The sequence below is a fragment of the Cellulomonas sp. A375-1 genome (assembly GCF_001040865.1).
GTDB lineage: Bacteria > Actinomycetota > Actinomycetes > Actinomycetales > Cellulomonadaceae > Cellulomonas > Cellulomonas gelida.
Genome location: NZ_LFKW01000146.1, coordinates 47,580 through 58,307, shown reverse-complemented (window position 1 = coordinate 58,307; position 10,728 = coordinate 47,580). Strand labels below are relative to the sequence as shown.

The 10,728-nt window shown below is 73.9% G+C and carries 9 protein-coding genes; 6 read left to right on the top strand and 3 right to left on the bottom strand.

Translation table 11 applies throughout. The features are described from left to right. Positions 1 to 32: 32 nt before the first annotated feature. The gene (locus CWIS_RS15860) at positions 33 to 728 is read left to right on the top strand and encodes a sirohydrochlorin chelatase (RefSeq protein WP_048344315.1); all 696 of its coding nucleotides are present in this window, start codon (positions 33 to 35) and stop codon (positions 726 to 728) included. A 51-nt stretch (positions 729 to 779) separates the two neighbouring features. Here CWIS_RS15860 and CWIS_RS15855 read toward each other — a convergent pair whose 3' ends face one another. From CWIS_RS15855 to CWIS_RS15845, 3 genes are all read right to left on the bottom strand, one after another. Continuing rightward, positions 780 to 3,461, bottom strand: coding sequence for a hypothetical protein (locus tag CWIS_RS15855; protein ID WP_048344296.1), 2,682 nt, complete (start codon positions 3,459 to 3,461; stop codon positions 780 to 782). Position 3,462: 1 nt separating this feature from the next. Next, positions 3,463 to 4,134, bottom strand: a complete 672-nt coding sequence (locus CWIS_RS15850) for a hypothetical protein (protein ID WP_048344295.1) — start codon at positions 4,132 to 4,134, stop codon at positions 3,463 to 3,465. 215 nt (positions 4,135 to 4,349) lie between these two features. Next, complete coding sequence (locus CWIS_RS15845; protein WP_048344294.1) at positions 4,350 to 4,937, bottom strand: NYN domain-containing protein; 588 nt, start codon at positions 4,935 to 4,937, stop codon at positions 4,350 to 4,352. A gap of 211 nt (positions 4,938 to 5,148) precedes the next feature. Between CWIS_RS15845 and CWIS_RS15840 the strand changes: the two genes are divergently transcribed. The 5 genes from CWIS_RS15840 to CWIS_RS15820 all read left to right on the top strand — a co-directional run. Continuing rightward, positions 5,149 to 5,613, top strand: coding sequence for a MarR family winged helix-turn-helix transcriptional regulator (locus CWIS_RS15840; protein ID WP_048344293.1), 465 nt, complete (start codon positions 5,149 to 5,151; stop codon positions 5,611 to 5,613). A 154-nt stretch (positions 5,614 to 5,767) separates the two neighbouring features. Beyond that, on the top strand, positions 5,768 to 6,268 hold the full coding sequence (locus CWIS_RS15835; RefSeq protein WP_048344292.1) for a flavodoxin domain-containing protein: 501 nt from the start codon (positions 5,768 to 5,770) through the stop codon (positions 6,266 to 6,268). A gap of 117 nt (positions 6,269 to 6,385) precedes the next feature. Continuing rightward, positions 6,386 to 7,402, top strand: a complete 1,017-nt coding sequence (locus CWIS_RS15830) for a LacI family DNA-binding transcriptional regulator (protein WP_048344291.1) — start codon at positions 6,386 to 6,388, stop codon at positions 7,400 to 7,402. Between the two features lie 160 nt (positions 7,403 to 7,562). Beyond that, positions 7,563 to 9,245, top strand: a complete 1,683-nt coding sequence (locus CWIS_RS15825; protein ID WP_048344290.1) for a glycoside hydrolase family 13 protein — start codon at positions 7,563 to 7,565, stop codon at positions 9,243 to 9,245. A 78-nt stretch (positions 9,246 to 9,323) separates the two neighbouring features. Then, the coding region (locus CWIS_RS15820) for an ABC transporter substrate-binding protein (RefSeq protein ID WP_082156534.1) at positions 9,324 to 10,728 on the top strand (1,405 nt) is incomplete at its 3' end.

Below are 10,728 nucleotides of genomic sequence, written 5' to 3'. Positions count from 1 at the left end.
GCGAGACCCCCCCCGCCGGTCGACCCCCCGTCCTGATCGGCTGCTCGCACGGGACGGACGACCACGACGGGCGCGCGGCGGTGCGCTCGATCCTGGCCGACGTGGTCACGCTGCGCCCTGACCTCGACGTGCGCGAGGCCTTCGTCGACGTGCAGACGCCCGCGGTAGGCGACGTCGTCACCGAGGTCGTCGCCGCCGGGGGAGAGGCGGTCGTCGTGCCGCTGCTCCTGTCGGTGGGCTTTCACGTGAGCGTCGACGTGAGCAAGGCGGTCGACCTCCCCGGTGCCCGTGCGGCGGCCCCGCTCGGGCCCGACGCCTCGCTCGTCGAGATCCTGGCCGACCGGCTCGACGAGGTGGGCCTGACGGCCGACGACGCCGTCGTGCTCGCCGCCGCGGGCTCGCGCGACCCGTCCGCGGCCGTGGCCGTGCAGGAGGTCGCCGCCGCGCTGGCCGCGCTGCTCGACCGTCACGTCGGGCCGCCCGACGAGCGCGGACCGGGGCTCGTGGTCGGCTACGGCGCGGGTGCGCAGCCGCGCGTGCCGGACGCGGTGCGCCTGGCGCGCGGCGACGACGACCGGCGCGTGGTCGTCGCGTCCTACCTGCTCGCGCCCGGGTACTTCCTCGACCGCGTGCTCGAAGCGGGCGCCGACATCGTCTCCGCGCCGCTCGCCCCCGACCGCCGCCTCGCGCACCTGGCCCTGCGCCGGTTCGCCGCCGCGCTCGACTGACGACGCAGGGGCGACCGGGAGGACGAGCTCCCGGGCGCCCCTGCGTGTCGGTCAGGCCGAGCGGCGCCGCAGCACCGTGCCGGCCACGGCAGCCGCTGCGAACAGGGCGAGCGCTGCGACGCCCTTGCCCGCGTTCGTCGCCCCGCTCCCGTCGGCCCCGGCGATCTCGATCGAGTACGCCGTGGCCCCGGTCGCCCCCTCGGGGGCGCCGTACGCCATGCCCTCCTCGGCCGTGCGGGCGGCGCCCGCGGCGAGGACGGCGTAGCCCGTCCCGAACTTCGCCGCGGTCGTCGCACCGGACTCGACGAGCTTCGAGGTGCCCTCGTCCGACAGCTGCTGCGCACCGTCGACCAGCTGAGGTGCAGCGCCGGCCGCCGTGCCGAGGCCGTCGGCGAGCTGCTCGGAGCCGTCGGCCGCGCGCTGGATGCCCGCCGCCAGGGTGCTCGAGCCCGAGGCCGCTGTGCCGATGCCCGAGGACAGCGTGCGCGAACCGGTCGCGGCCGCCTGCAGCCCGGCGAGCAGGCGCTGCGACCCGGAGGCCGCCGAGCCGAGCCCGTCCGAGACCTTGGTCGAGCCCGCCGCCGCGGTGCCGAGCCCGTCGGAGATCGCGGCGGCGCCCGTCGCGGCTCCGGCCAGACCGTCGGCGAGGTCCTGCGACCCGCTCGCGGCGTCGGCCAGACCGGTCGAGAGCCGGCCCGCGCCCGTGCTGAGCTTCGATGCGCCGTCACCGAGCTTGCCGAGCCCGGCGACGAGCTCGCCGCCGCCGCCCTGGATCTGGCCGACGCCCGCACGGACGCTGTTCACGCCGCCGCGCAGGGTGCCGTCCTCGGCCGTGTCGCTCGACGTGCCGACGCCGCCCTGGACGGAGTCCACCACGGTCGTCGCGAGCTGGCCGATGCCGGCGTCGATGCCGCCGAGGCCCTCGAGCAGGCCCGGCTTGGCGGGGTCGCACGCGGGGAGCGAGGCAGACGACAGGCCGCACTGGACGAGCGCGAGGGTCGCCGCCGCGGTGCCGAGCTGCGTGGCCGACGTGGTCATGCCGTCGCTGAGCTGGTCGAGCCCACCGGCGACCCGGCCGAGCCCCGCCGTGTACGAGGCCTGCGCGCCGGCGGGCAGCATCGCCGTGAAGGCGGCGAGCCCCGCGGTCGGGTCGGTGACGCCGAGCTTGAGCTCACCGATCGAGGTCACCGTGCTCGTCGCCGTGGAGGACGCGGTCCCGAGCTGCGTGCGCATCGCGTTGACCGCGTACAGGAGCGTCGGCTGCTGTCCCGGGGCGGGAGCCGCGGTCGAGCCGATGCCGGCGCGCATCCGGGCGATCCCGTCGCGCAGGGGCTGTGCCTTGGTCGGCAGTCCGCCGATCTGCGTCGAGAGGTCGGCGAGGCCCTTGTCGATCTTCGCGAGCCCCTCGTCGACCTGGGTCAGGCCTGCGATGAGGGCGGGAGCCTTCAGCCGAGCGCTGGCCAGGCCCGTGTCGAGAGCCGCGGCGCCCGCGGCGAGCTCGACCGCACCCGGTGCGGCGCTGTCGTTGAGCCCCTTCGCGAGCGCGGCGGCACCCGGTGCCGCGACGTCCGTCAGGCCCTCGGCGAGGGACGCCGCGCCCGGTGCGAGCTTGTCGTTGAGCCCCTCGGCGAGGCTCTTGGCCCCGGGAGCGAGCTGGCCGACGAGCCCGGCGCTGAGGTCTCGCGCGCCGGGGACGATCTGGCCGTTGAGGCCGTCGGCGAGCGTCCGGGAGCCGGGCAGGAGCTTGTCGTTGAGCCCCGCGGCGAGGTCGCCCGCACCCGGTGCGGCCTCGAGCGCGAGACCGTCGCGGAGCGTGCCCGCACCGTCGTTGAGCTGCTCGATGCCCGCGAGCAGCTCGGCCGCGCCGTCGTGCAGCCGCAGCAGGTTGTCGTTGATCGTGATGGCACCGGTCGTCAGGTCGACGCCCGACTCGGCGCCCGACGCGTAGCTCGCGGAGCCGCCCTTGAACGACGGGTACTCGAGCGGCGACACCGGCATCGACGTGAGCGAGGCGGCCGGGACGACGCCCTTCGTGATCTGCGCCGTGTAGCCGAACTCCGCGGTCGGCGCGCCGATCGGGGGGAAGAGCGTCATCTGGAAGGTCAGGCGCGTGCCGCCGCGCCCGTCGCCCGCGATCCCGGCCTCGCCCGACTGCACGTCGGTGAAGGTCGACGGGAGCGTCGTGACGAGCTGGCCGATCATCGGGACGACCGTCGTGGCGGTGGCCGTTCCCGTGCCGCCGCGGCCGTCGTCGAACGTGACCTCGTCCTCGCGGCTCGTCAGGTTCGTGATGGTGTAGTGCACCTCGAGCAGGCCGGACCGGCCGACGACGTCGCCGGGCGCCACGGTCTTGCCGTCGAGCGAGTAGCGGATGTCGACGCCGAGCGGCAGGTCGCCGTCGAAGTCGCTCACGGTGCGCAGACGCTTCTCGCCGTCCACGTCGACCTGGGTCACGAGGCGACCGTCTTCGACCCGGAACGAGCCGAAGCCGTCGAGGTTGCGCAGGCCGCTCGTCGAGACCGGGTTGGAGATCGTCGTGGTGCCGTGCCCCGTCAGGGCGAGCTGCTCGTAGACGCGCGCCTCCTTGACGGCGCCCGTGGCGTCGAGCTTCGCCTGCACGGTCTCGGTGTTGACGACGCTGACGTCGCCCGAGTCGTCGGCGGCGACGGCGGCGGTGCCGAGCACCAGGGGGAGCGTCGCGGTGACAGCGACGACGGGAAGGATGCGACGCACGTCAGGCCTCCGGGCGGGGGTCGAGGGCGAGCGAGGGACGGTGAGCCGCGGACTCGGGGGAGAACGTCCGCGGCTCCTGGAGCACGGGCTGCGCCGCGGGGCGTCGGGGCTCGGTGTGGACGGCCGCCGCGAGCGGAAGACCGTGGGCGGGCGTGGTCGCGTCCTCGGACGCCTCGGCGACCGGCGCCGCCGCCTCGGCCGGGCCGAGGAAGACCGTGGCCAGCAGGCCGACGGCCGCGGCGAGGAGCACGCCGCTGATGGTGGCGATCGAGGTCGAGACCACCGAGGTCGGGTCCTGGGCGTACACCCGCTCGTACGCGCCGGCGACCGCCGCGACGCCGAGCAGCAGCGTCCCCAGCGGGACCCTGCCGCGCGCGACGGCGACCACGCCGACGGTCAGGGCGAGCACGATCAGCACCGCGACCGCGCGACCGGCGGTCGAGTCGGGCAGCGCCGCGGCGCGCAGCAGGTAGCCGACCCACGCGAGCGCCGCACCGGCGAGGAAGCCCGCGACGCGCGCGGCCACCGAGCCGCCCGGCACGAGGCCCAGGACGCCGCCGAGGGCCGCGCCGAGCAGGACCACCGGTGCCACGTCGGCACCCAGGAGGGACAGTCCCACCACCACCGTCGTGAGGACGGCGAGGACGAGCCCCGCCAACACGTTGCGCTTCATTGACCACCTCGTCGTGGACTCGGCCGGGGACTCCGGGGCCGGTCGTCCTCGTCGACGTCCGGCCGCGCGACTGTCTACCAGCGGCCCGATTACCGTGACCATGGGGTACTAGGTAAAGGACGAGCGGTACTAGGTAACTTCGGCGGAGTATCGGGTAACCGTTACGGTCCCGTGACCTGCTCTGGGACCTCCGGCCCTCGCCCGGCGCGGTCCGGTCAGAGGTAGCGCGTCGGGTCGAACTGCTCGAGCGGGATGATCCGTACGCGCGGCAGCGACACGTTGAAGGCCTGCACGTCGTGCTCCAGGTCGAACGCGTGCAGCCCCTGCGCGATCAGGCCCGACAGCGCGGTCGACGTGAACTCGCGGAAGGCGATGAGCCCGGTGCGCCGCGAGTCGTCGTCGACGAGCGTCGCGAGCTCAGCCGCGAAGTCGCCGTCGTGGCTGACGAGCATGACGTCGCCCGACCGCTGCGCGATCGCCTCGAGCGTGCGCTTGATGCCGATGTCGACGACCTTCTCGTGCGCCTCGCCCGACAGCGGGATCGGCTGGAAGCCGATCGCGAGGAGCGCCTGCACGAAGCTCATCGGCAGCGAGCCGTTGGAGGCGTTCAGGAAGAAGAGCCCCTTCACGTCCTGGCCCCACTGCTGCTGCGCGAACGCCAGCACGCGCTCCCAGCGCGGACGCTGGTCGGGGGCGGGCCGTGCGCCCAGGATCGCGGTGCCCAGCGTCGCGTCGATGTTCTCGCCGTCGACGACGACGTACGTCGTGCCGGATCCGGTCGTGGTGCCCGCCTCGGTGCTCATCGCCCCAGGCTAGACGCCCGCGCGACGCGCCGGCGCGCCGGGGGGCACCGACCGGGATCAGCGCGCCCGTCACGCTCGTGCCGTCGACGCGCGCGGTGCCCTGACGTGCGCGCAGGAGCGTGCGACAGTGTGCGCGGACGTGGGTGTCCGACGAGGTCAGCGCCGCCCGAGGTCGCGGCGCACGCCTCGACAGTCGCGAGAGGGGATCGGTGTGGGGGGATCGGCGGGAGGACCGACGGCCCGCGAGGCGGCCGAGGCCTGGGAGTCGCTGTTCCGCGCGCAGGTCGCGCTCATGCGGCGGTTCTCGGCCGAGGACGTGTGGGGCGACATGTCGGTGCGGGAGTACGACGTGCTGTTCACGCTCTCGCGCTGCGAGGGTCGCGCGGCGCGCCTGCGCGACCTCGGGGCGCAGAGCCTGCTGACGCAGCCGAGCCTGTCGCGCCTCGTCGAGCGGCTCGAGCTGCGCGGACTCGTCCGTCGGTCGCCGGCCACCGACGACGGGCGCGGCGTGGTCGTGACCCTCACCGACGAGGGCGCGCGCGAGCAGCGCGCGATCGGCCGTCGCCACGTCGAGCAGATCCACCGGCTCGTCGGCGGCGCGCTCGACGCGGACGAGCTGGCCACTCTGCGCCGACTGACCGACACGCTGCGCGCGCGCCAGTCGACCATCCCCTGAGCCAGCTGCCACCTGAGCCGGACTCCTCGCTCGCGTGTCACATGGTGGGACTGCCCGGATCGGCCAGTGAGATGACGTCAAGTCAGGACCGAGGACCCACGCGTACCTGGGCGCCGCGCCGCACCATGGAGGACGGACTACGGGGAGGTCGGCAATGAAGGTGCTCGTCGCGGTGGCGTCGCGTCATGGCGGGACGTGGGGTATCGGCGAACGCGTGGCCGAGGTGCTGCGTGCGCGTGGTCATGACGTCGAGCTGCGCGAACCCGAGGACCTCGTCGACGCGCAGGGCTTCGACGCCCTCGTCCTCGGATCCGCCGTCTACACCGGCCATTGGCTCCCGTCGGCGCGTGCGCTCGCGGAGCGCGTCGAGCAGGGTGGCCCGCCGCGGTTCGTGTGGCTGTTCTCGTCGGGCCTGGCGACCCAGCCCGCGGCGGCCGCGAACTCGCCCCACGAGCTCGCCGGCGTCGGCGCGGCCCTGCGTGCCCGCGGCCACCGCAGCTTCCGCGGGCGCCTGGACATGGCGGCGCTGTCCTTCGCGGAGCGCGCGATCATCGCGGGTGCGCGGGCCAAGGCGGGCGACCACCGCAACTTCGAGATCGTCGAGCAGTGGGCGCAGGGCATCGCCGACGCGCTGGTGCTGCAGCCCGCGCGCTGACCCGACGAGGTCGCGCGCCGGTCGCCTCGGCGGTGCGGGCGCCCGCACGAGGCGGTGCGCAAGCCGCTTGCGTCGATCCGCAAGCGGCTTGCGCCGGCTTGCCCTACGATGCGAGGCATGTCACGGCGACTCGCAGAGGTGGCACGCAAGGTCGGCGTCTCTGAGGCGACCGTCAGCCGCGTGCTCAACGGCAAGCCAGGAGTCTCGGAGCAGACGCGCGAGGCGGTGCTCACCGCGCTCGACGTGCTCGGGTACGAGCGCCCGACGAAGCTGCGCGGTGAGCGCGCACGCCTCGTGGGACTCGTCCTCCCGGAGCTGCAGAACCCCATCTTCCCGGCGTTCGCCGAGGTAGTGGGCGGTGCACTGGCCCAGCAGGGTTTCACCCCCGTGCTGTGCACGCAGACCGCCGGGGGTGTGTCCGAGGCGGACTACGTCGAGCTCCTGCTCGGCCAGCAGGTCTCGGGCATCGTGTTCGCGGGCGGCAACTACGCGCAGCGGGACGCGGCGCACGGGCACTACGAGCGGCTCTCGGACCGCCACCTGCCGGTGGTCCTGATCAACGCCTCGATCGAGGAGCTCGCCTTCCCGCGGGTGTCCTGCGACGACGAGGTGGCGATCGAGCAGGCGCTCGGGCACCTCGTGGCGCTCGGGCACACGCGTGTCGGCCTCGTGCTCGGCCCCGCCGACCACGTGCCCTCCGAGCGCAAGCTGCACGCGGCGCGCGCGGTCGCGGCGAGGCTCGGGGTCGAGCTCGGCGCCGGTGACGTCGTGCGATCCGCGTACTCGCTCGAGAGCGGGCAGGCCGCCGCGACGCGGTTGCTGCGCGAGGGCGTCACGGGGATCGTGTGCGCCTCGGACCCGATCGCCCTGGGCGTGATCCGGGCTGCGCGGCGCGCGGGCCTGCGCGTGCCCGACGACGTCTCGGTGGTCGGCTACGACGACTCGGCGTTCATGAACTGCACGGAGCCGCCGCTGACCACCGTGCGCCAGCCGATCGAGCCGATGGGGCGTGCGGCGATCGACCTGCTCGTGAGCCAGATCAACGGGGCCGCGGTGCCGCAGGACGAGCTCCTCTTCGAGCCCGAGCTCGTCGTGCGCGGCTCGACGGCCCCTGCGCCGGCCGCCACGCGCTGACCGGCGACTCCTGGCTCCCCACCCGCCGTCCTTCACCGAACGCCGCCGCTCCGGCGCGGCGTCCGGTGCGCGAGCGCCCCTGAGGGAGCTCTGTCACGCTTCGGTAACGCTCTTGTCAGATTCTTGCGCGCATTCTGTTCAGAGATTTAGTGTCTGCGCTGTGACGACGACGTCCTCCGCTCTGCAGCCGATCACGGCGCACACCACGGCGACCACCGCCGAGTCCGCCTGGTGGCGGCACGCGGTGATCTACCAGGTCTACCCGCGCAGCTTCGCCGACGGGAACGGCGACGGGACGGGCGACCTCGCGGGCCTGCGGTCGCGCCTGCCCTACCTGCGAGACCTGGGCGTCGACGCCATCTGGGTCACCCCCTGGTACGTCTCGCCGCTGGCCGACGGCGGGTACGACGTGGCCGACTACCGCGCGATCGACCCCGCGTTCGGGACGCTCGAGGAGGCCGAGCGGCTCGTCGCCGACGCGCTCGCGCACGGCATCCGCACGATCATCGACATCGTCCCCAACCACGTCTCCGACCAGCACGCGTGGTTCCGCGCGGCCCTCGCGTCGCCACCCGGCTCGGCTGAGCGGGCGCGCTTCTGGTTCCACCGCGGCAAGGGCCCCGACGGTGCGCAGATGCCGACGCGCTGGGTCTCGGACTTCCAGGGCAGCACCTGGACCCGCACGACCAACCCTGACGGCACGCCAGGGGAGTGGTACCTGCACCTGTTCGCCCCGCAGCAGCCGGACCTCAACTGGTCGCACCCCGACGTGCGCCGCGAGTTCGAGGACGTCCTGCGGTTCTGGTTCGACCGCGGCGTGGCCGGCATCCGGATCGACTCGGCAGCGCTGCTCGTGAAGGACCCGGCGCTGCCGGAGTACCCCGAGCACCCGGGCCCGGGCGAGCACCCGCACGTCGACCGGGACGAGATCCACGACGTCTACCGGTCGTGGCGCGCGATCGCGGACTCGTACTCGCCCGCGCGGGTCCTGGTCGGCGAGGTCTGGCTCGCAGACCGCGCGCGCTTCGCGCGGTACCTGCGTCCCGACGAGATGCACACGGCGTTCAACTTCGACTTCATGGCCCGGCCGTGGGACGCCGCGCAGCTGCGGGAGTCGATCGACACGACGCTCGCCGCGCACGGTCCGATCGGTGCCCCGGCGACCTGGGTGCTGTCGAACCACGACGTCACCCGACCCGTGACGCGGTACGGGCGGGCGGACTCGTCGTTCGCCTTCGCCGCCAAGCGCTTCGGCACGCCGACGGACGTGGCGCTCGGCCGCCGCCGTGCGCGAGCCGCCGCCCTGCTGACGGCGGCGCTGCCCGGTGCGCTGTACGTCTACCAGGGCGACGAGCTCGGGCTGCCGGAGGTCGAGGACCTGCCGCTCGAGGTGCTCCAGGACCCGATGCACTTCCGTTCGCAGGGCGTCGACCCGGGGCGCGACGGGTGCCGCGTGCCGCTGCCGTGGTCGGGGTCCGGGTCGCCGTACGGCTTCGGCCCGAGCGGGTCGTCGACGTGGCTCCCGCAGCCGCCCGACTGGGCCGAGCTCACCGTCGAGCACCAGGCGAGCGACCCGAGCTCGATGCTCCACCTCTACCGCGACCTCCTGTCCCGCCGCCGCGTCGAGCCGGCGCTGCGCGACGAGCCGCTGACCTGGCTCGACGTGCCCGGCGAGACGCTGGCGTTCTCGCGCGGGGACGTCGTCTGCGTCGTCAACCTCGGCGCGGAACCCGTCGAGCTGCCACCCCACGCCGACGTCCTGCTCACGAGCGACCGGCTCGTCACGGGACTCCTGCCACGCGACACCGCCGCGTGGCTCCGCGCCCTGCCGGACGCTCCCTGACCGCATCGACGACAGCACCGCCCAGCAGAACCCCCGCAGCGACCGGCCCGCGCCGGGCGCCCTCACGAAGGAGTGACGATGAGGTTCAACCGCACCACTGCGCTCGCCGCAGCCGGCGTGCTCTCGCTCGGCCTGCTGGCCGCGTGCGACAGCGGCGGCGACGAGCCGGACACCGGCTCGACCAGCGCCGGCTCGCCGACAGGCACCCAGGTCACGATCCGCGTCGCGGGTCTGCTGCCGACGGCCGACGACGCCGCCAAGCAGCAGCTCGCCGACCGCGTCGCGGCGTTCGAGGAGAAGTACCCCGGGATCACGGTGGAGACCGAGGACTACGAGTGGCTGAACTCCACCTTCACCACGCAGCTCGCAGGTGGCACGCTGCCCAACGTGTTCGAGATCCCGCTCACCGACGGCAAGACGCTCATCGAGAACGGTCAGCTCGCGGACATCGACGCCCAGGTCCGCGCGCTGCCCTACGGCGAGGACTTCAACGAGTCCCTGCTCGCGAACGGGCAGGACGCCGACGGCACGATCTTCGCGGTCCCGGCGAAGTCGATCTACGCGGTCGCGCTGCACTACAACCGGAACCTCTTCGAGCAGGCCGGGCTCGACCCGGACGACCCGCCGACGACGTGGGACGAGGTCCGCGCGGCGGCCAAGACGATCCACGACAAGACGGGCGTGGCGGGCTACGCGACGATGGCGCTCGACGCCTCGGGCGGCTGGCAGCTCGCCGCCGGCGCCAACGCGCGCGGTGGCGTCATCGAGACCGCGAACGGCGACGGTACCTACACCGCGTCGCTCGACGACCCGGCGGTCAAGGAGCACCTCGAGTGGCTCAAGGCGCTGCGCTGGGAGGACGACTCCCTGCTCGCGCGGGCCGATCTCGGCTGGGGCGAGATCAACGCGGCCTTCGGCGGTGGCGAGCTCGCGATGTACACGTCGGGCTCGGACGTCTACAACGCTCTCGTCGAGGGCAACGGCGTGACCGCCGACTGGGGCTACGGCCTCACGGCGATCCCGACGTCGGGCGACGGCGGTGCCCTCACGGGCGGCACGCTCGCCGCGGTCCGCAAGGACTCGACGGACGCCGAGAAGGACGCCGCGGTCAAGTGGATCGACTGGTGGTACCTGTCGAAGCTGCAGGACAAGGACCAGGCCGTCGCCGACGCGCAGACTCGCGCCGAGGCCGACCCGGCGCAGGCCGTCGGCACCCCGGTGCTGCCGATCTTCTCCGAGGCGCTGTACGAGGAGAACCTCGGCTGGATCAAGGACTACGTGAACGTCCCGCTCGAGGACATGCAGGGCTACACCGACGTCATGTTCACCCAGACGCTGGTGCCGGAGGCCTCGGTCGCCACCCAGGACCTCTACAACCAGCTGTTCCCGGTCGTGCAGGCGGTGATCACGGACCAGGGCGCCGACATCGACGGCCTGCTCGCGACCGCCACCACGGCGGCGCAGGCGGCGATCGACGCCGCGA